This window comes from Ruegeria sp. HKCCD3925, assembly GCF_057221175.1.
The window spans coordinates 78,407-97,162 of record NZ_JBWVBI010000008.1 but is presented as its reverse complement, the minus strand read 5'-3'; the positions used below and the strand labels follow the sequence as shown (position 1 = coordinate 97,162).

General features: G+C 56.7%; 20 protein-coding genes. 13 read left to right on the top strand and 7 right to left on the bottom strand.

The genetic code is table 11. From position 1 onward, the window contains the following. Positions 1-51: 51 nt before the first annotated feature. A complete protein-coding gene (locus tag AC2TEM_RS18345) occupies positions 52-933 on the bottom strand; it encodes an AEC family transporter (protein ID WP_170425840.1) in 882 nt (293 codons plus the stop codon). Between the two features lie 80 nt (positions 934-1,013). Between AC2TEM_RS18345 and hspQ the strand changes: the two genes are divergently transcribed. Then, positions 1,014-1,340: a heat shock protein HspQ gene (gene hspQ, locus AC2TEM_RS18340; RefSeq protein WP_170398818.1), complete on the top strand. Its 327-nt coding sequence runs from the start codon at positions 1,014-1,016 to the stop codon at positions 1,338-1,340. Positions 1,341-1,364: 24 nt separating this feature from the next. Here hspQ and ggt read toward each other — a convergent pair whose 3' ends face one another. The 3 genes from ggt to AC2TEM_RS18325 form a co-directional block, all read right to left on the bottom strand. Continuing rightward, positions 1,365-2,942, bottom strand: coding sequence for a gamma-glutamyltransferase (gene ggt / locus AC2TEM_RS18335; protein WP_170425838.1), 1,578 nt, complete (start codon positions 2,940-2,942; stop codon positions 1,365-1,367). Between the two features lie 212 nt (positions 2,943-3,154). Beyond that, entirely contained in the window at positions 3,155-3,571 is a 417-nt protein-coding gene (locus tag AC2TEM_RS18330) for an ATP-binding protein (RefSeq protein WP_480790441.1), read from the bottom strand. A 55-nt stretch (positions 3,572-3,626) separates the two neighbouring features. Next, positions 3,627-3,965, bottom strand: a complete 339-nt coding sequence (locus AC2TEM_RS18325; protein WP_170398809.1) for an STAS domain-containing protein — start codon at positions 3,963-3,965, stop codon at positions 3,627-3,629. A gap of 101 nt (positions 3,966-4,066) precedes the next feature. Here AC2TEM_RS18325 and AC2TEM_RS18320 point away from each other — a divergent pair, with 101 nt between their 5' ends. Together AC2TEM_RS18320 and AC2TEM_RS18315 are read left to right on the top strand one after the other, a co-directional pair. Continuing rightward, positions 4,067-5,239: an acetyl-CoA C-acyltransferase gene (locus AC2TEM_RS18320; protein ID WP_170425834.1), complete on the top strand. Its 1,173-nt coding sequence runs from the start codon at positions 4,067-4,069 to the stop codon at positions 5,237-5,239. Between the two features lie 74 nt (positions 5,240-5,313). Then, positions 5,314-5,766, top strand: a complete 453-nt coding sequence (locus tag AC2TEM_RS18315) for a GAF domain-containing protein (RefSeq protein WP_170425832.1) — start codon at positions 5,314-5,316, stop codon at positions 5,764-5,766. 11 nt (positions 5,767-5,777) lie between these two features. Here AC2TEM_RS18315 and AC2TEM_RS18310 read toward each other — a convergent pair whose 3' ends face one another. Further along, positions 5,778-6,161 carry a DUF1294 domain-containing protein gene (locus AC2TEM_RS18310; protein ID WP_480856347.1) on the bottom strand — a complete coding sequence of 128 codons (384 nt, stop codon included), beginning with the start codon at positions 6,159-6,161 and terminating at the stop codon, positions 5,778-5,780. A gap of 18 nt (positions 6,162-6,179) precedes the next feature. On the opposite strand from AC2TEM_RS18310, the gene AC2TEM_RS18305 reads away from it, so the two are divergent. The 9 genes from AC2TEM_RS18305 to rarD all read left to right on the top strand — a co-directional run bounded on the left by AC2TEM_RS18305 (position 6,180) and on the right by rarD (position 16,896). After that, positions 6,180-6,749, top strand: coding sequence for an XRE family transcriptional regulator (locus tag AC2TEM_RS18305; protein WP_170425828.1), 570 nt, complete (start codon positions 6,180-6,182; stop codon positions 6,747-6,749). After that, positions 6,749-7,372 carry a LysE family transporter gene (locus AC2TEM_RS18300; protein WP_170425826.1) on the top strand — a complete coding sequence of 208 codons (624 nt, stop codon included), beginning with the start codon at positions 6,749-6,751 and terminating at the stop codon, positions 7,370-7,372. The genes AC2TEM_RS18305 and AC2TEM_RS18300 overlap by 1 nt, the downstream gene beginning before the upstream one ends. Before the next feature lie 4 nt (positions 7,373-7,376). After that, positions 7,377-7,757 carry a GFA family protein gene (locus tag AC2TEM_RS18295; protein WP_170425824.1) on the top strand — a complete coding sequence of 127 codons (381 nt, stop codon included), beginning with the start codon at positions 7,377-7,379 and terminating at the stop codon, positions 7,755-7,757. A 15-nt stretch (positions 7,758-7,772) separates the two neighbouring features. After that, positions 7,773-10,223, top strand: a complete 2,451-nt coding sequence (locus AC2TEM_RS18290; RefSeq protein ID WP_170425822.1) for a GcvT family protein — start codon at positions 7,773-7,775, stop codon at positions 10,221-10,223. 24 nt (positions 10,224-10,247) lie between these two features. Beyond that, complete coding sequence (locus AC2TEM_RS18285; RefSeq protein WP_170425820.1) at positions 10,248-11,294, top strand: alcohol dehydrogenase family protein; 1,047 nt, start codon at positions 10,248-10,250, stop codon at positions 11,292-11,294. 11 nt (positions 11,295-11,305) lie between these two features. Continuing rightward, positions 11,306-12,199 (top strand): homocysteine S-methyltransferase family protein, encoded by an 894-nt coding sequence (locus tag AC2TEM_RS18280; protein ID WP_170425818.1) that lies wholly within the window; start codon positions 11,306-11,308, stop codon positions 12,197-12,199. 9 nt (positions 12,200-12,208) lie between these two features. Further along, positions 12,209-13,189 carry a GlxA family transcriptional regulator gene (locus tag AC2TEM_RS18275; RefSeq protein ID WP_170406633.1) on the top strand — a complete coding sequence of 327 codons (981 nt, stop codon included), beginning with the start codon at positions 12,209-12,211 and terminating at the stop codon, positions 13,187-13,189. 89 nt (positions 13,190-13,278) lie between these two features. After that, positions 13,279-15,732, top strand: coding sequence for a GcvT family protein (locus tag AC2TEM_RS18270; RefSeq protein ID WP_170425815.1), 2,454 nt, complete (start codon positions 13,279-13,281; stop codon positions 15,730-15,732). Positions 15,733-15,990: 258 nt separating this feature from the next. Further along, a complete protein-coding gene (rarD, locus tag AC2TEM_RS18265) occupies positions 15,991-16,896 on the top strand; it encodes an EamA family transporter RarD (protein WP_170425813.1) in 906 nt (301 codons plus the stop codon). On the opposite strand, the gene AC2TEM_RS18260 is transcribed toward rarD, so the two are convergent. After that, on the bottom strand, positions 16,893-17,552 hold the full coding sequence (locus AC2TEM_RS18260) for an SGNH/GDSL hydrolase family protein (protein ID WP_170425811.1): 660 nt from the start codon (positions 17,550-17,552) through the stop codon (positions 16,893-16,895). The two genes, rarD and AC2TEM_RS18260, sit on opposite strands and share 4 nt — an antisense overlap. Before the next feature lie 47 nt (positions 17,553-17,599). Further along, complete coding sequence (locus AC2TEM_RS18255) at positions 17,600-18,010, bottom strand: nuclear transport factor 2 family protein (protein ID WP_170398766.1); 411 nt, start codon at positions 18,008-18,010, stop codon at positions 17,600-17,602. Positions 18,011-18,107: 97 nt separating this feature from the next. On the opposite strand from AC2TEM_RS18255, the gene AC2TEM_RS18250 reads away from it, so the two are divergent. Next, complete coding sequence (locus tag AC2TEM_RS18250; protein WP_170425809.1) at positions 18,108-18,755, top strand: RluA family pseudouridine synthase; 648 nt, start codon at positions 18,108-18,110, stop codon at positions 18,753-18,755. Position 18,756: the final 1 nt, after the last annotated feature.

The following is an 18,756-nucleotide window of genomic DNA, read 5'->3' as shown; positions in this document are numbered from 1 at the left end:
GCCTTTTTTCTTTATTCTAGCGCAGATTGAGCTCTGAGGAAATCACAATCGTTACAGAATAATAGCGAGAATTATCGGTAATGCGGCGACCGACAATACTGTCGAGACCATGACCATGCCTGCAACCGCGTCGGAATCCACATCAAACCGCTCTGCCAGCAGGTATGAGGTGACGGCGACCGGCGCACACATTTGCAAAACCAGAACTCCGAAAGCTACAGGACCCAGTCCAAAACTGATGGCAAGAGCCCAGCCCAACCCGAAGCACACCGCGAGTTTCAGCAAGGACAACCATATAGCCTGTTGCAGCTTCTGTGTTGTCAGGCGTGCAATCGCGACCCCAAGGGTGATCAGCATCATAGGCACCGCCATCTGGCCCAACAGTTCCAGCGTGTTGGTTAGAAACAGTGGCGTCTGCCATCCACGCCACAGAAACAATGCCCCCAGCAGCGTGGCCCAGACCATCGGCTCGCGCAGAACCTTGCCAAAGGCGCCGCGCCCCGCGACCAGATAGATACCGTAGGTAAAAGAAAACAGAGCCGTAACGGCCAAAAAGATCACCGCGAAACCCAACCCAGCCTGCCCAAAGGCAAAGATGCACAAAGGCAGGCCCAGATTCCCAGTGTTACCGAAGATAAGAGGTGACAGATAGGTCCGCTGCTCAAGCCCTGAGGCACGTACAATGACCCAGAAAACCACCGCCAAAGCAACATGTGATGCAATCGCAGCGAGCGTGAAAACGGTCAATTCACCGCCAGGAATGTCGGTTTGCATCAAAGCTACGAAGATCAGGCTGGGCACTGCAAGCGTCACCGCAAACCGCGTGACAAATTGCAGCCGATACTCGAACCCGAGCTTGACCCACGCAAACCCGATCCCGGCCAGAAGGAACACTGGGGCAACGATTTCGAACACTGTTAGGAGTAGGTTCACAGACTGTTTCCCCGAATTTCAGCTCATTGGTTGGCTTTTCTGCCCGAAAAGATGTACTAAATGCTTTGGGGGCCGAAACAATGCTAAAGACACAAGCCAAGTACCGTCTGGGACAGGTGGTTCGACACCGTAGACACCCTTTTCGAGGGGTTATTTTTGATGTCGATCCGGAATTCTCGAACTCGGAGGAATGGTATCAGGCCATACCCGAAGATAGTCGCCCGCTGAAGGACCAGCCGTTCTATCATTTGCTGGCTGAGAATGATCAATCCTTCTATGTCGCTTATGTTTCAGAACAAAATCTGGTTGAGGACCAATCGGGTGAGCCGGTAGACCATCCCGATATCCCCAACATGTTCGGCCCGTTTCAGGATGGATCTTATCCGCTGCACTTTCAGTTGAACTGAATATGTCCGTCATAATGGCGTGTGTCAGTAGCCTAATGCGCAACCATCTTTACGGGGATCGCTAGCACCTTCCAGAACTCCGTTTGAACAGATTCGAATGGCTTGCGCACCACCCAGAGACGTTTCCGGTATTTGGACAGTGTGCCCCATATCGGATAATTGTTGCAGAACGGCATCGGAATAGCCTCGCTCAATTTTCAGAACGCCCCCATCTGCAAATGCCCGAGGCGCATCGATGGCTTCCTGCAGCTCTATGTCGAAATCCGTGAGATTTGACACTAACCGCGCGTGTCCGGTTGGTTGATAGGCACCTCCCATGACACCAAAGGGCATCGCGATGCGGCCTTGGGCGCGCAACATTCCCGGTATGATTGTGTGCATTGGTCGCTTTCCACCGGCAAGCTCATTTGGATGACCGGGTTCGAGGTTGAAACCCGCCCCCCGGTTCTGCAGCAAAATGCCGAACTTTTCCGAAGCGATGCCCGACCCGAACCCGTGGTAGATCGAATAAATAAGTGAAACGGCCATGCGATCCCGGTCAACCACGGTGATATAGACGGTGTCTTTGTGAACAGACTCGGTCAAGGGAGCGGCGGCAGCCATGGCGCGTTTCGGATTGATCAGCGCGGCAAGTTGGGCGGCTGTCTCAGGTGCAAGAAAATGAGCCATCCGCGTGCTGTGGTCGGGATCGGCGATGAAACGATTGCGTGCGTCGTAGGCCAGTTTGCTGGCCTCGGCTTCGATATGTACGCGTTCAGCCCCCCAAGGGTTCATTGCGGCCAGATCGAAGTGCTTCAAGATATTCAGCAACAGGATTGCCGTCGCGCCCTGACCATTCGGTGGGTGCTCGACCAGTTCGACACCGCCATAATCTCCGCTGACGGGCACAGTTTCATCGCTTTGCACGGCCGCGAAATCCTGCGCAGTCTGTACTCCACCCAGATCGGACAGGGCCGCAAGCATGTCATCGGCAATCTCACCAGAATAAAATGCCTTTTGACCGTGTTGGGCCACGCGCCTAAGAACTTCTGCCTGACCGGGTGCGCGAAAAACCTGCCCGGTTTGCAGGGGTTTGCCGTCAATCAGATAATGATCACGGGCCGCGCCTTGCAGGGTGGATGCGCTGTTCTTCCAATCAAAGGCAACGCGTGGAGCCACCGGAACACCTGACTCGGCATAATGGATTGCGGGTTGCAGGATTGCTTCCAGGCCCAGCCGACCTTCGGTTTTTGCTAGACGGCAGAATGCCTCAACCGCTCCGGGAATTGTCACGGCATCCGGGCTGGTCTCGGGAACCGAATTTGAACCGCGATCCCGCAATGCCTGTGCATCCGCTGCTGCCGCGGCCCGACCCGAACCGTTTAGTGCGCGAACCGTCTGCTCGCCTGCGCGATTGTACAGAACAAAGCAATCTCCACCCAAGCCGGTCATTTGCGGCTCGCAAATTCCCAGAAGCACTGCGCCTGCAATGGCTGCGTCCATGGCATTGCCGTCCTGCTGCAGAATATCCAGCGCGATTTTGGCGGCCAACGGATGGGACGTTGCGCACATCCCTTCGGTTGCCAAAACTTCAGAACGGCCTGTCTTGTGAAAATCGCGCATGGGTCTTTCCTTCTGCAAACACGCAGACACTAAGCCGCAGCTGGGAATTGTCCAATGCTATCAGAGGAAGGAGGTCCTCGGCGCCGCTCACTGGGTGGGGGCTGTGACGCTAGGCGCCGAGGGAAGCTATCTGAGCTACCCCTTACTTATGACCTTTGTTTGCGGCGCGACAATGGTTCGATCTAGGCCTTATTGTGGCCATTTGATGCCTGCTAGGGCATCTCGTCAAAGTCGAACCGCAAGCAGAGCAGGTTCCCGCCGCTTTTGCGTTCATATTGTATGTCGCTGGCAAGTTGATGAATCAGGTGCCAGCCAAAGCCGCCCTCGGGCAGGTCCTGCAAAGCAGTGTCGACAGATGGTGGAGTGCCGCTCGGTATCCGCAATTCGGGCATCGGGTCGCCGGTATCGATGATCTGTATCACCAACTTCTTTGCACATAATGAGCAATCGATTTGAATGTCAGCGGCGGCAACCCCGGCATAGGCATGTTCGACCACGTTGTTGATCGCTTCCGTCAGCGCGATTCTTACGTCATCTGCTTTGCTTTCCGGCAATCCCTGCGCCGCCAGCCGTGCGCTTAACGCCGCGATCCCTGCGCTGGCCTGCACTTGTGTCGCGGGAAAGCTCACCTCCAGGCAGTTTTGTTTGCAATTCGAGCACACGCTGTTCCACCTCTGCCGATCGTCAGTCTGCACCAGCGCCGATCGCCTCATCCAGCGATTTGAACAGTCTGAACACGGTGTCCATGCGGGTCAGGCGGAACACTTTTTCAACGATCGGGCGCAACCCGGCCAGATCCAATCTGCGCCCTTTTTCCAATTGTTTCATCGAGGCGACAATGGCGCCCAGACCGCTGGAATCGATGAATTCAACAGAAGACAAATCCAACACCACCCGTTTGGCATGGGTTTGGGTTTCCGCGCGCATATCTTCCTTGAATTGAATCGCCATTGCGGCATCAATTCGATCACAATGAACGGATATTATCTGTGTCTCGCCGGTGATCTCGCTGCTGAGCCCCATGTTCGTCCGCCTTTGGCAATGCAAAATGATGGTAGAAATACGCTAGACGGTAATTCTTACCATTCGGTATCCATAGGCTGGAAAGTTCAAGGAGATTTCGGATGAACGAGGTTGTGATAGCAGGTGCCGCGCGTACACCAATGGGCGGATTTCAGGGCATGTTTGACGGCGTCGCCGCTGCTGATCTGGGCGGTGCTGCTATCCGCGCAGCGCTGGAGGGTGCTGGCGCTCGGACCGTGGATGAGGTGCTGATGGGCTGCGTCCTGCCTGCCGGCCAGGGACAGGCCCCGGCGCGTCAGGCTGGGTTTGCCGCCGGTCTGGGAGAAGATGTACCTGCCACAACGCTCAACAAAATGTGTGGTTCAGGCATGAAGGCAGCAATGATTGCGTTTGATCAGATCGCTTTGGGCCATACTCAGACCATGGTCGCTGGCGGGATGGAGAGCATGACCAACGCGCCCTATCTGTTGCCCAAGATGCGCGGTGGCGCCCGGATCGGACATGGGCAAGTGGTTGATCACATGTTTCTGGACGGGCTCGAAGACGCCTATGACAAAGGTCGGCTTATGGGCACGTTTGCCGAGGACTGTGCCGAATCCTATCAGTTCACGCGCGAGGCGCAGGACGAATACGCCCTGCGATCGCTTTCGAACGCGCTGTCCGCGCAGGAAAATAATGCGTTCGACCAGGAAATTACACAGGTCAAGATTCAGACCCGTAAGGGCGAGGTTGTGCTGGAGGCGGATGAGCAACCAAAATCGGCGCGGCCCGAGAAAATACCCACGCTGAAACCTGCATTTCGCAAGGACGGAACGGTTACGGCAGCCAATTCTTCTTCGATCTCGGATGGCGCAGCCGCCCTTGTGCTTGCCTCGGCAGAGGCGGCAGAACAGCAGGGCCTGACCGTGCGCGCACGGATTCTTGGCCACGCCAGTCACGCGCAGGCACCGGGGTTGTTCACAACTGCTCCGGTTCCGGCGGCGCAGAAATTGTTGGGCCATATCGGTTGGAAAAAAGAGGATGTCGATCTGTGGGAGGTTAACGAAGCCTTCGCCGTTGTACCCATGGCTTTCATGCACGAAATGGGCTTGTCCCGTGAGATCGTGAATGTGAATGGCGGCGCATGTGCGCTTGGCCACCCGATAGGTGCCTCGGGGGCTCGGATTATGGTCACGCTGCTCAATGCGCTGGAAAAGCGAAATCTCAAGCGCGGTGTCGCTGCAATCTGCATTGGCGGCGGAGAAGGGACGGCCATCGCAATAGAACGCGTTTGACGCTTTGTCTTTTTGCAAATACTCGGGGAATTGGCGGCAGCGCCCGCAGTTCCCCGGATGCAAGGTCTACCAACATGAAAGCCGACTACGACACACTCGCCAAAACCATAGCCGCCTTGACCGACGGTGAAACCGACGAGGTTGCATTGATGGCTACGGTGGCATGCGAAGTGCATCACTCGGACGACCGATTCGACTGGACAGGGTTCTACCGCGTAACTGAGCCCGAAGTGCTAAAGATCGGGCCTTATCAGGGGGGGCATGGCTGCCTAGTAATCCCTTTTGAACGCGGTGTGTGTGGTGCGGCTGCCCGTACAGGGCAAGTGCAATTGGTTTCGGATGTAGATGCTTTCCCCGGCCATATCGCTTGTGCGTCATCCACTCGGTCCGAGTTGGTTCTACCAGTGCGGGATGCGAATGGTAACGTGATCGCTGTCTTTGATATCGACAGCGACCAGCCCGACGCGTTTACCAAAGATGATGCGACTGCACTTGGTGCTATTCTAACGGATGTATTTGCGCGTTAGAGGGTTCCGAGCTATCGCAAAAATGCGCCAAGATCTCGGGACATAATCAGATAGCAAAGCCCGGCCTGAAACGCTGTGATCGTGTATAGCCAAGCCGAGAAACCGAGCTTGCGGGTCTTGTGCCCGAAGATCCAGCGCCCCAGTAGCGCGGCCAAGCTGCCTCCTAGTGCCGCCAACCATAACAAGCGCCGCTCGGGGATGCGTCGCCTTCTACGGCGCGCGCGCAGCTTATCCCAGCCAAACGCCATCAAAGTCAGGGCATTAATGACCCAAAGATAGATTACGGCAATCCACATGGACCGTGCATAGCCAACTAAAATTGCAGAACCAAGTGAAAAAATGCTTGGAAATTTCACCGATTCGAGGCACCGTGAAAAAGTAACAGAAAATTTCACGCAGACTCGGAGCGCAACTTGAATTCGCAAGCCCCTCATAGCGCATCCCTCGGTGCCGATCTGCGCGCACTGCGCAAGGCGCGTGGGCTGACTCTGACCGAGATCGCCAACCGATTGGATCGGTCCGTTGGCTGGCTCAGCCAAGTCGAGCGTGACATGTCCGAGCCGTCGATTTCGGATCTACGCCAGATTGCCGAATGTCTGGGTGTGCCGATGTCGATGCTGTTTGCCCATTCCGCTGCGCCGGTGGATGAGCAAGGGTATATTGTGCGGGCAGGGTCCCGTCGCCCGATGGGCTCTGGCGAAGAAGGGTTGATCGAAGAACTGCTTTCGCCTGACCTGACCGACGATTTCGAGATGGTGCATTCGACCTTTGAGCCGCATTCTCAGATGCAGACCCCGGCAAACCGGCCGACGCAGGAAGTCGGCTATATGGTTTCAGGCCGTCTGGAACTGACGATCGGCTCGCGCAGCTTTCAGGTCGGCCCCGGCGATAGCTTCCGGATCAAGCACGAGCCCTACACTTGGTCCAACCCCTTTGATGAGCCCGCTGTGGCCATCTGGGTCATCGCCCCGCCGGTGTACTGATGAGTTTTGAGGCCTGGACCATATTCGCTCTGTTCTGGGTGGTGTTCGTGACCACCCCGGGGCCGAATGCGGTCAACTGCATCTCAAATGGGATGAGCCTGCCGTTCTCCAAGGCTATGTTGGGTGTCTTGGCTATTTTGACTCAGGCGAGTGTGTTCCTGATCCTCTCGGCTGTGGGAATCACAGCGTTGATTGCCGCGTCGCCAACGGGTTTCTTTGTCGCCAAACTTATCGGGGCCGGGTTTCTGATCTGGATGGGCATTCGCGGTTGGATGAACGCAGCGAAACCCGCTCCGGCATCAGAGCGTCCGGCAAGACATGTTTACTTTCACGCGTTGGCTGTTGCTACGATCAACCCCAAAAGCGTCGCCGGATACCTTGCGGCGTTTTCGCAGTTTGTACAGCCGGATGTACCCATCTGGCAGCAGATGGCCGTGATCATGCCGACGGCTCTGGTCATCACGACGCTCAGCTACACGGGGTTCACGATGCTGGGTGCCCTCATGGGTAAGGCCGCACTGGGGGCGGTGTTCAATATCTGGGTGCGACGCGTAATGGCGACCTGTTTCATCATTTATGGCGTTTTGCTGGGAGCCAGCTCAACGCCTACAGCGAGGGGGTAAGGATATGCATACCGGATCATGTCTGTGCGGCGCGGTCGCTTTTGTTGTTGACGGAGACCTCACGCCACCAAATGCCTGCCATTGCGGGCAGTGTCGCAAACAGTCGGGTCATCTGTGGGCCTCGACCGTAACGCATCAGGACAATCTCAGCTTTACCAGCAGCGAAACGCTGGGCTGGTATCGCGCTTCCGACATTGCCAAGCGCGGATTTTGCCGCGCTTGTGGCTCGTTCCTCTTCTGGCAGCACAATGACGAGGACACGATCGCAATTTCCGTGGGCTCATTGGATGAGCCGACCGGGTTGAAACTCGCCCAGCACATCTTTGTGGCGGACAAGGGCGATTACTATGACATCAAAGACGATCTGCCCCAGCGGGCACACTAATAGGGAACCAAACACATGAGTGATTTTCCAACCAAGGCCCGTGTGGTCATCATCGGCGGTGGCGTTGTTGGCTGCTCGTCGCTTTATCATCTGGCCAAGAAGGGCTGGACCGATTGTGTTCTGCTGGAAAAGAACGAACTGACCGCAGGCTCGACATGGCACGCTGCTGGTAACGTTCCGACCTTCTCGAATTCATGGGCGATCATGAACATGCAGCGCTATTCGACCGAGCTGTATTCGCGTCTGGCCGATGAAGTCGACTATCCAATGAACTACCACGTTTCAGGCTCGATCCGTCTTGCGCACAGCAAAGAACGGATGCAGGAGTTTGAGCATGCCATGTCCATGGGCCTGTATCAGGGTATCCCGATGGAGATGTGGACCCCGGAAGAAGCCAAGGAACGTTATCCCTTCCTTGAGACCCATGATCTTGAAGGCGTTCTGTATGACCCGACCGATGGTGACATTGACCCCGCGCAGCTGACCCAGGCTCTGGCCAAAGGCGCGCGGGATATGGGGCAGAAGATCATCCGCTTCTGCCCCGCAAACGGTGTGACACAGCATGATGACGGCACTTGGACCGTGCATACCGAAAAGGGTGACATTGCCTGCGACTATGTGGTGAATGCCGCCGGTTACTACGCGCAGCGAGTCGGGGAATGGTTCAAACCCTTTGGCGGCCGAACCGTCCCGGCAATGGTCATGAGCCATCAGTATCTGTTGACCGACGAAGTTCCCGAAATCGAAGCGTGGTCGAAAGAAAATGATGGTAAGAAGCTGCCGCTGCTGCGCGATGTCGATATCTCCTACTATTTGCGGCAGGAGAAGAACGGGTTCAACCTTGGTCCGTACGAGCCCAACTGCAAGGGTCACTGGATGACCGAGGATGACCCGATGCCCGAGGATTTCAGCTTCCAGCTGTGGAATGACGATCTGGATCGGATCGAGGACATTGTTACTGACGCTATGGAGCGTGTACCGCTGATGGCAACCTCGGGCGTTGGTCGCGTCATCAACGGCCCGATCCCCTACGCGCCGGATGGTCTGCCATTGATTGGTCCGATGCCGGGTGTGAAAAACGCCTTCGAGGCACACACCTTCACTTTTGGCATCGCGCAGGGTGGCGGTGCAGGCAAGGTGCTGGCCGAATGGATTGTCGACGGCCACACCGAGTGGGACATGTGGGCGGTCGATCCACGTCGTTACACCGACTACACCGATCAGGACTACTGCAATCAGAAGGGCATGGAAGTCTATGGCAACGAGTACGCCATGCACTTCCCCCATCACGAATGGCCTGCCGCACGCGACAAGAAGGTCTCGCCTGTGCACGCCAAGGTCAAGGAATTGGGCGGTGTCATGGGCGCGTACAACGGCTGGGAGCGCGCAAACTGGTTTGCGCAAACCGGCGATGATACGTCACTGGAAGCCACCCATACCTGGGGACGTTCGGGCCCTTGGGAGCAACGGGTCAAAGAAGAATGCGAAGCCGTGCGCGATCACTGCGGGGTGCTGGATCTGCCGGGCTTCTCGCGGTTCTGGATACAAGGCGAGGGGGCGGATGACTGGCTGCGTGGCTTCTGTACCGGAGGTATCCCTAAAGCAGGGCGCATGAATCTGATCTATGTCTCGGATGAAAGAGGGCGCATTCTGACCGAGCTGTCCTGTATCCGTCTGGCTGAGAACAATTTCGTCCTAATCACCGCTGCCACGGCACAGTGGCACGATGGTGATTTGATCCGCAATTCGGTGCCCGAAGGTGTGACCGTTCGGGAAACCACAACCGAGCGCGACACACTGATCGTGACCGGACCGATGACGCGGAATGTATTGTCCGGCATCACCGATGCAGATTTGCAGCAAGGGTGGCTGACCCACCAATTCGCCAAAGTTGCCGGGCAGGATGCCTTCCTGATCCGTGTATCTTTCGCGGGTGAGTTGGGTTGGGAAATCCATGCTGAAAATGATGCGATGCCCGCCATCTACGAAGCTGTGCTGGCTGCCGGAGCGAAACCTTTTGGCATGTATGCGTTGAATTCGCTGCGGATCGAGAAAGGCTATCGCGCGTGGAAAGGCGACCTAAGCACAGATTACTCTCTGCTGGAAGGTGGTTTGGGGCGCTTTGTCAAGCTCGATAAACCACAGGATTTTGTTGGCAAAGCAGCCATTCAGAACGAAAAACAGCAAGGCGTTAAAAAGTCCTTTGTCACTCTGATCGTGGACGCAGGTGAGGTCGATGCGCCTTACATGTCCTGCATCTGGAGCGGTGATGAGATCGTGGGTGAAACCACATCGGGTGCGTGGGGGTATCGCATTGGTGCCTCGGTCGCGCTGGGCATGGTGCGCGCAGACCAGGCTGTCCCGGGAACTGAGCTAGAGGTTGAAATCTACGGTCAGAAATGTCGTGCTGTTGTTCAGGAGGATCAGCCGCTCTGGGATCCTGCAAATGAACGGTTGAGGGCCTGACCCCTACGACAGAAAGGCGCTGATATGACCCGGCAGATGGAAGGCGTATATCTGACTGGCCATGGAGGTCCTGAGGTGTTGGAATGGCGGGAAAGCGTCCCCGTTCCGACCCCCGGTCCAGGGCAGGTTCTGGTGCGCGTCGCCGCTGCCGGGGTGAACAACACCGACATCAACACGCGGATCGGCTGGTACTCGCCGGATGTTACAGAAGCGACGGATGCGGTAGATCAGCAGGTTGAGGCCGGCGGGTGGGGAGGTGCGCTGCACTTTCCCCGCATCCAAGGCGGTGATCTGTGTGGGATTGTTGAAGAGGCTGGACCGGGGGCAGCGTTCAAGCCCGGCCAACGCGTGACCTGTCCTATCAACTTGCCACGCCCGGGGCCGGGTAGACCGCATGGTTTTATCGCGCTTGGTTCAGAAATCGACGGAGCGTTTGCCCAATACTGTCTGGTCGATAGCAATGATCTCTATGATGTGACCGCCTCGCCCCTATCAGACGTGGAAATCGCCGCTATTCCCTGCGCGTTTGGGACCGCAGAAAACCTGCTGACTCGCGCTGGTGTGTCGGCAGGCCACACAGTGCTGATCACAGGGGCTTCAGGCGGTGTGGGCCTCGCCGCGGTCCAGCTCGCGGCGCTACGAGGAGCGACGGTCTGGGGGGTGACAAGTGCTGCCAAGGCGGATGTGGTCAAAGCGCAGGGGGCGTCGGCAACCTTTGACCGGGATGCGCAACTGCCGAAGGATTTGTTCGATGTCGTCATCGATGTGGTGGGCGGCTCGGCTTGGCCCGATCTCATACTGGCGCTGAAACCCGGCGGGCACTATGCGGTGTCAGGTGCAATCGCTGGCCCCATCGTCAGCGCCGATTTGCGAAACATCTATCTGCGCGACATCACAATCCATGGCTGCACCCATCAGCCTCCCGAAGTCTTTGGCCGACTTGTTGTGCTGATGAATGCAGGTCGGATCAGGCCTTTGGTCTCAAAAACCTACCCGTTGCGTGACATTGTTCAGGCGCAAGAGGATTTTATGTCCAAGACCTTGCCCGGGAAACTGGTATTAATACCGTGAAAGGGGGGTAGATGGCTGACATTACGCTTTTAGATGGTTCGATCGGGCAGGAACTGGTGAAACGCAGCGGTGACCAGCCCACGCCTTTGTGGTCAACGCGGGTGATGATCGACAAACCTGACTTGCTGACCGAAGTTCACGAGGCCTATTTCCGCAGTGGCGCGACGATTGCCACCACGAATACCTATGCCATTCACCGCTCGCGGCTGGTGCGTGAGGGGATCGAAGACCAGATGCCACTTCTGATCGAGGCTGCTCTTTCGCGGGCCGAGCAGGCTTGCGCGGGAACTGACGGTCGTATCGCTGGTGCGCTTGGTCCGCTTTTGGCCAGCTACCGGCCCGATCTGAACCCCGACCCAGACGATGCGGCTGAAAAATTTGCCGAGCTGGCTCAACTGATGGCAGACCGGGTTGATCTGTTCCTGATCGAAACCGTGTCCTCGGTTCTGGAAGCCGAAGGTGCGCTTCGCGGTACCGAGAATTGCGGCAAACCCGTCTGGCTGGCATTGTCGGTTATGGATGATGACGGCACACGATTGCGGTCAGGCGAAGCACTGGAGGACATCGCCCCGCTTGTTGCGCGTTACGCCCCCGAGGCCGTTTTGATCAACTGCGCGCGCCCGGAAGCGATTCCGGCTGCACTGGAGATCATCGCAAAGCTGGGTCGCCCGTTCGGCGCTTATGCCAATGGCTTTACTGGTATCAAAGACGGTTTTTTGAAGGAAGCCCCGACGGTTGACTCTCTGGAAAGCCGTCATGACCTAGACCCTGACGCCTATGCGCAGCATGCCATGGGCTGGGTGGCGCAGGGCGCGACGATTGTTGGCGGTTGCTGCGAAGTTGGACCCGATCACATTAAAACCCTTGCCGACAGTTTATGCGCGGCTGGGCACACAATTGTTTGAGTGTGCCTCATGTCGATCCGCAACAAACCTGAACGGCGAAAAGATCGGGATCAGCAGCATTTCGATATTCTGGTTGCACCCGGTTTCGTGTTGCTTGAATTGGCCTCGTTGGTCGATGTGTTGCGCCTGGCCAACCGGGTTTGCGCGCATCCTCCGTTCACATTCACTTACCGGTCCCGAAAGGGGGGGCCTGTTGAAAGCAGCAGTTGCGCGACGGTGTCGACCGAAACCATACCTGCGCAGCCCGATGCGGATTATCTGTTTGTGATCGGAAACTCGGATCCGGATCAGCCAGAGCTTTCTTTAGGTCGCGTCGTGCCCGACTATACGTACCGGGGAGCCCAGGTCTTTTTGCTGGCCGAAGCGGCAAGCAGGTACATCGATGAAAACGGCGCTGATCATATGGCAACCCATTGGGAAAACGCCTCTTTCTTACGCGAACGTGGCGCGCGTTTTGAGGCCAAGCTTTCAATTGCGACCGAACAGGGTTCGGTGGTCACCTGCGCGGGAATGGAGGCAACGACGGATGTGGCACTGGCGGTGATTGGGCGGCACATTTCGGGTGCCGCCAAGATGACAGTTGCGGATATCATGCTGCACGAGAACATCCGCGATTTCTCATCCATGCAGCCGTTTTCGGGCGCTCGGAATACAGCCACAGGTGACGCAAAGCTGGATCAATGTATCAAGCTGATGCAGGCGAATATCGAAGAACCGTTACCGATCAATCAGATCGTTGACATGTTACACGTGTCGAACAGATCGCTTGAGCGCAAGTTCAAGGCAACTTTCGCAACCACTCCAAACGGATTCTACCGAGAAATGCGCTTGGCCAAAGCCAACAACCTGCTTTTGAACACAACGATGAGCGTGCGGGAAATCGGCTTGGTGTGCGGCTTTCCAAACGGATTCTCATCCGTTTACAAAAGCGTCTTTGGCGTCACTCCGTTTGTTCTGAGACGTCAAAAAAGACGTGCAGAATATAGGTGATTTTCGCGATTGAGATGACGTTTTTGACGCTTTTTTTGTCGATCCTTCATGGCATTTTGCAAAAAACCTGAGACAGCGGAGACATCAGGATGGTTGATCTTCCCACCAAGGCCCGTGTGGTCATCATCGGCGGCGGCGTCATCGGATGCTCGGTCGCGTATCACCTTACCAAGAAAGGGTGGACCGATGTTGTGCTGCTTGAGCGCAAGCAACTGACCAGCGGCACCACATGGCATGCTGCAGGTCTGATTGCGCAGCTGCGCGCGACCGCAAACATGACCAAGCTGGCTAAGTACAGTCAGGAACTATATGGCGCACTTGAGGAAGAAACTGGCGTTGCCACAGGGTTCAAGCGTTGCGGATCGATCACGGTGGCGCTGACTGAAGAGCGCAAGGAAGAGATCTATCGTCAGGCCGCCATGGCACGTGCTTTCGGGGTTGAGGTCGAAGAGATCGGCAATGATCGTGTGCAAGAGCTGTATCCCCATCTCAACCTCGAAGGGGTCAAGGGGGCGGTTTATTTGCCTTTGGATGGGCAGGGTGATCCGGCAAACATTGCACTGGCTTTGGCCAAAGGTGCGCGCCAACGCGGTGGCATCGTCAAGGAACGTGTGAAAGTCACCGATGTCGTCAAGCAGGGCCGTCAGGTGACCGGCGTGGACTGGATTGCGGACGATGGCAGTGCCTCGGGCCATATCGAATGCGACATGGTGGTGAACTGTGCGGGCATGTGGGGCCACGAGGTTGGTAAGATGGCAGGTGTGAACGTGCCGCTTCACGCCTGCGAACATTTCTATATCGTGACCGAAGGGATCGACGGGCTGACCCAACTGCCGGTGCTGCGCGTACCGGATGAATGTGCCTACTACAAAGAGGATGCCGGAAAAATCCTGCTGGGCGCGTTTGAGCCAAATGCAAAACCCTGGGCGATGAACGGCATCCCCGACAGTTTCGAATTCGACCAGTTGCCAGAGGATTTCGATCACTTTGAACCAATACTCGAAGCGGCCTGCAATCGGATGCCGATGTTGGCCGAGGCGGGGATTCACACCTTCTTTAACGGCCCCGAATCCTTTACGCCGGATGATGCCTATCACTTGGGACTCGCCCCCGAGATGGATAACGTTTGGGTCGCTGCAGGGTTCAACTCGATCGGTATTCAGTCGGCGGGTGGTGCCGGTATGGCACTGGCCGAGTGGATGGACTCGGGCGAGAAACCGTTCGATCTGGGCGATGTTGACATCAGTCGCATGCAGCCGTTTCAGGGCAACAAGCAGTACCTCTTTGAACGTTCGAAAGAGACGCTCGGCCTGCTTTACGCCGACCACTATCCCTATCGCCAAAAGGCCACCGCGCGCGGTGTGCGCCGGACACCGTTTCACCATCACCTGATCGAACAGGGTGCCGTGATGGGCGAATTGGCTGGGTGGGAGCGCGCCAATTGGTTTGCCAACGAAGGGCAGGAACGGGAGTATCAATACAGCTGGAAACGGCAGAACTGGTTCGAGAATTCGGCTGCCGAACACCGTGCCGTGCGCGAAAATGTAGGCATGTATGACATGTCGTCCTTCGGCAAAATCCGCGTCGAAGGGCCGGATGCCGAGAAATTAATGAACTATATCGGCGGCGGCGATTATTCAGTGCCCAATGGCAAGATCGTCTACACCCAATTCCTAAACCGTAGCGGTGGGATCGAAGCAGATGTCACGGTCACACGGTTGACTGAGACCGCCTACCTGGTCGTCACCCCCGCGGCGACCCGATTGGCGGATCAGACCTGGATGATGCGTCATGCAGGCGGCTTCAATGTGGTTATCACCGATGTCACCGCTGGCGAGGGCGTTTTGGCCGTCATGGGGCCGAATGCGCGTGCATTGCTTGAAAAGGTTTCGCCCGCTGATTTCTCGAACAGGACTAACCCCTTTGGCACGGCGCAACAGATTGAGATCGGTATGGGTCTCGCTCGCGCCCACAGGGTGACCTATGTGGGTGAGCTTGGGTGGGAGATCTATGTGTCGTCCGACATGGCAGGTCATGTTTTTGAGGCGTTGCACGAAGCCGGACAAGATATGGGCCTGAAACTCTGCGGCATGCACATGATGGACAGTTGCCGGATCGAGAAGGGTTTTCGCCATTTCGGTCATGACATCACCTGCGAGGATCACGTGGTCGATGCGGGATTGGGATTTGCCGTCAAAGTGGACAAAGGCAGCGATTTCATTGGTCGCGAGGCGGTGATGGCCCGGAAGGAAAGCGGGCCCAAGAACCGGCTTGTCCAGTTTAGACTGACTGATCCCGAACCACTGTTGTTCCACAACGAACCAATCGTGCGCGATGGTGAATATGTAGGTTACCTTAGCTCGGGCAATTATGGTCACACGCTGGGTGGTGCCATTGGTCTGGGCTATGTGCCCTGCGAGGGCGAAAAGCCTGCAGACGTGCTGGCCTCGACCTATGAGATCGATGTCTGTGGTGTGAAAGTCCAGGCAGAGGCGTCGTTGAAACCGATGTATGATGCGAAATCCGAGCGGGTCAAAGTCTAGAAAATATCGACAGGGGTAGGCTCTGCCCCACCGTCCGTACCAGGCAACGCTCGCGAGAGTATTTGTGGCCAGATCAACAAGGGATCACCTGCTCATCTGGCCAACAATATCCATGAGCGTGAGACAGCGCTTCGCATGTAGGTTGGCTGCAGAACGCGCGACCTATCAGAAACTTTGATGCCTTGCTTCACAGTTTTGATAGTTCCCAAGCCCATCTGATTTGCCGTAGAGAAACACGGTATCAGTCGGAGACTCGCTGTGGCAGACACCCGCGTACCACCAAACAATACCGATACGCCCAAAGGGCTGGTTCTGGCCGTGATGGCCTATGTGCTTTGGGGCTTCCTGCCGCTCTACATGAAAGCAATGGAACATATTGGCCCGATCGAAGTTGTCGCGCATCGGGTGATCTGGTCGGTGCCGGTGGCCGGGCTGCTGCTGATAGCGCTCGGGCGGACCGGCGATCTGAAAACTGCACTTCGCAATCCCAAAATGTTAGGTATGGCGGCAATTACAGCGGCGCTGATCTCAGTCAACTGGGCGATTTATGTCTGGGCGATTTCATCGGGGCATGCGCTGGACGCGGCTTTGGGCTATTACATCAACCCTTTGTTCAGCATTGCGTTGGGTGCGATATTGCTGCGCGAACCTCTGAACCGAACACAGTTGGTTGCGGTCGGGTTGGCCGCTTTGGGGGTGTTGGTGCTGGTGTTTCAGGCGGGAAGCTTACCCTGGGCGGCTTTGGGCCTGATGTTCAGTTGGGGGTTTTATGCGTTCTTCAAGCGCTCCCTACCGATCGGGCCCAACCAAGGGTTTTTGTTGGAAGTCCTGATTCTACTGATACCCGCCCTGGCCTACGTCACCTGGCTTGGAACAAGTGGTGTCGGGCATTTTGGAGCAGCCGTGTCAGACACTGCGCTGCTTGCAGGCGCGGGGCTGGTGACTGCAATTCCGTTGCTGCTTTATGCCAATGGGGCCAAACTGGTGCGTCTGTCGACGATGGGTATCCTGCAGTACATCGCGCCCACGATGATTTTTATCACCGCGATCACGTTGTTCGGAGAGCGTATTGATCAGGCAAGATTGATCGCGTTCCCCCTGATCTGGGCCGGGTTGATTGTATATTCGATCCCGATGATCCGGCAAATACGGTCTCAGGCCTAGCGAATGAGCTGGGCAAGCTGTTCCGCCCAGATTGCATAGGCCTTGGGACTTGGATGATATCCGTCCGGCGCGGCGAGCGCCGGGTCATCGGGCAGGTTCAGCGCCAGATGTGAAACTTGCGGATATGCTGCAGCCACCTTCTGCAAGCCGTGATCCAGCCTTGCAGCCTGTTGCCCCAAAAACCAGGCCAGAGGCTGAGGCAGAGCGGGAAAACGCGCCATCTGAGGAACCGCAGACACGATCACCTGCCGGGCTTTCATCGGCCCGGTCAGAAGGTCCAATAGGCGTGCTTGGTGGTCCTCAAAGCTCTGTCTACTTACCGCTCGGGTCACGTCGTTCACACCCAGCGCCGTTATGGCCACATCAAACTGTTCGGAAAGCCCTTGCAGCTGCTCAATTGTGTTTTGAGTGGTATGCCCGGTGGCCGCCTCAAGCCGCCATTCCACGGTATAACGCTTTGCCAATCGGCCGACCAGTTGCCCGGATAGCGCCTGGCCTTGTGTGCCCGCCCCAACGCCAGCGGCCGAGCTGTCCCCGGTGATCAACAAGCGCAGTCTGGGCCCGCGCCCTGCACACCCTTGGCGGGGACCAGTCGGTTCTGGCAGAAATTGCGCATTGCGTCTTACCGCGAACCCCTGAATGGCCAGAATAGGCAAAAGCGGAATTCTGAGAATCTGATCGGCGGCAACAGGCAAAGGAACCGTTAGCTCAGCGCATCTTTGAACTTTAGAAAGCGCGCATCTTTCATGACTCGTGCCATCATGGCTTCGCGCAAGGCTCCGACGGTCTTGTAAGGACGCATGACGACCTCAAATTCCTGAATAAGTCCGTCTGCGTTCAGCGTGATCAAGTCTACACCCACGGCGTCCAAGGCACCGACTTTGCATTGAAACTCCAATGCCCAATCGTCGCCGTCGCCCATGATCCGACGATACTGAAATTCGGAAAACACCTGACCCACATGACCCAGAACCGCTGCAACAGGTTCACGCCCGGTCCAGGTGCTGTAGTAAGTGGGTGGTGAAAACCGCACATCTTCGGCCAGCAACTCTTGGATCAGGCCTTCATCGCCTTTGGCCACCACTTCTTGCATTCGTTTGATCGTCGGGTGCATACCGTCTTCCCTCTTGTTGACCAAAGAGTTGCTGAACCTTTTCACTCACGCAAGGACGACGTTGCGGGAGGGGGCCGCCTGAGATAGGCAAGCGCGCATGAGCGAAACTTATGATCCCCCAAACTCCCCTCTGGATGTGCTGTTTGAAGACACGCAATTGATCGTGGTGAACAAGCCGGCGGGTTTGTTGTCCGTGCCGGGGCGGGGCGCGCATCTTGCTGATTGCCTGCTGACCCGCTTACAAGTTGCGTTTCCACAAGCGCTGCTGGTGCATCGGTTGGATCGGGATACATCCGGTGTAATGGTGTTTGCACAGACGCCGCATGCCCAGCGGCATCTGGGGCTACAGTTCGAAAATCGCCAGACCCGCAAAACTTATGTCGCGCGCGTATGGGGGCGGGTAGAACCAAAGACGGGAACGGTTGATCTGCCGCTGATCGTCGATTGGCCCAATCGCCCCCGTCAGATGGTCTGTCACGACACCGGCAAGCCTGCTGTTACGGATTGGCGCGTGGTTAAATACGAGGGCGAGACAACGCGTGTTCGCCTGTCTCCCAAGACCGGACGATCGCACCAGTTGCGGGTTCATATGCAGGCGCTGGGGCATCCTATCTTGGGTGATCCGTTTTATGCCGATGGCGTGGCGCGCGACTTCCCGCGGTTGATGCTTCATTCGGAAGAACTGCGCCTCAAAAATCCCGAAGGCGGGGTGTCGATGAAATTTCGCGCGCCAGCCAAATTCTGAT

Coding starts and splice junctions, on each gene's coding strand:
- hspQ (WP_170398818.1), top strand. CDS start 1,014: ATGCTAAAGACACAAGCCAAGTACCGTCTGGGACAGGTGGTTCGACAC.
- ggt (WP_170425838.1), bottom strand. CDS start 2,942: ATGCGCGATTTTCACAAGACAGGCCGTTCTGAAGTTTTGGCAACCGAA.
- AC2TEM_RS18325 (WP_170398809.1), bottom strand. CDS start 3,965: ATGGGGCTCAGCAGCGAGATCACCGGCGAGACACAGATAATATCCGTT.
- AC2TEM_RS18320 (WP_170425834.1), top strand. CDS start 4,067: ATGAACGAGGTTGTGATAGCAGGTGCCGCGCGTACACCAATGGGCGGA.
- AC2TEM_RS18315 (WP_170425832.1), top strand. CDS start 5,314: ATGAAAGCCGACTACGACACACTCGCCAAAACCATAGCCGCCTTGACC.
- AC2TEM_RS18300 (WP_170425826.1), top strand. CDS start 6,749: ATGAGTTTTGAGGCCTGGACCATATTCGCTCTGTTCTGGGTGGTGTTC.
- AC2TEM_RS18295 (WP_170425824.1), top strand. CDS start 7,377: ATGCATACCGGATCATGTCTGTGCGGCGCGGTCGCTTTTGTTGTTGAC.
- AC2TEM_RS18290 (WP_170425822.1), top strand. CDS start 7,773: ATGAGTGATTTTCCAACCAAGGCCCGTGTGGTCATCATCGGCGGTGGC.
- AC2TEM_RS18285 (WP_170425820.1), top strand. CDS start 10,248: ATGACCCGGCAGATGGAAGGCGTATATCTGACTGGCCATGGAGGTCCT.
- AC2TEM_RS18280 (WP_170425818.1), top strand. CDS start 11,306: ATGGCTGACATTACGCTTTTAGATGGTTCGATCGGGCAGGAACTGGTG.
- AC2TEM_RS18275 (WP_170406633.1), top strand. CDS start 12,209: ATGTCGATCCGCAACAAACCTGAACGGCGAAAAGATCGGGATCAGCAG.
- AC2TEM_RS18270 (WP_170425815.1), top strand. CDS start 13,279: ATGGTTGATCTTCCCACCAAGGCCCGTGTGGTCATCATCGGCGGCGGC.
- AC2TEM_RS18255 (WP_170398766.1), bottom strand. CDS start 18,010: ATGCACCCGACGATCAAACGAATGCAAGAAGTGGTGGCCAAAGGCGAT.
- AC2TEM_RS18250 (WP_170425809.1), top strand. CDS start 18,108: ATGAGCGAAACTTATGATCCCCCAAACTCCCCTCTGGATGTGCTGTTT.